This window comes from Vescimonas sanitatis, from assembly GCF_049060325.1.
GTDB classification, from domain to species: Bacteria; Bacillota; Clostridia; order Oscillospirales; family Oscillospiraceae; genus Vescimonas; species Vescimonas sanitatis.
On the sequence record NZ_JBMGPW010000035.1, the window covers coordinates 1 to 502 of the forward strand.

1 protein-coding gene is annotated in these 502 nt (G+C 65.7%); it reads right to left on the reverse strand.

The window, feature by feature from the left end; translation table 11 throughout:
• Window positions 1-406: ATP-binding protein (locus ACOMDU_RS13625; protein WP_421130700.1), on the reverse strand; the 406-nt coding region annotated here is incomplete at its 3' end.
• Between the last annotated feature and the right edge of the window lie 96 nt (window positions 407-502).

A 502-nucleotide genomic window follows, 5' to 3' on the forward strand; every position in this document is an offset into this window, starting at 1 on the left:
GAATGCGCGCCGCTTCGTCGGCGGAGAGAGAAGGCCGTCGGCACAAGTGATCGAGGAGGAGGATGGCATCGACATTCTCGCGTAGCTCAGGCGGCAGGGTGGCCAGAAAACGGGCGAATGCGCGGTTCGGCGCGCCGGTGCTGAACCGCACGGTCACGGAATAGTCATCCGGCTCGATGACCGGCTGCGTTTGCCCCACTCGGATTTGCTCCCGAAACATCCGATCGATGCCTCGTGAGGTGCGCTCTGCGAGTCCGAGCTGTTGGAGGAGGGACATCAACTGCGGGTTCCGCGGCGTCGACACGGTGCTGAGGAGACGGTCCGGATCCACGCCGTAGGGGAGCGAGCCTGGAGAGTGCACCGTCAAGGTGGTGGCACTGTGGTCGATGACAACGCGGTCCCGCACTCCGTAGTCACGGTGGACCAGCGCGTTCGTGACCGCTTCCTCGACGGCGAGGGGCGAGACGTCGGGGAGCGCCAGTTCCTGACCCGTCGGCAAGGG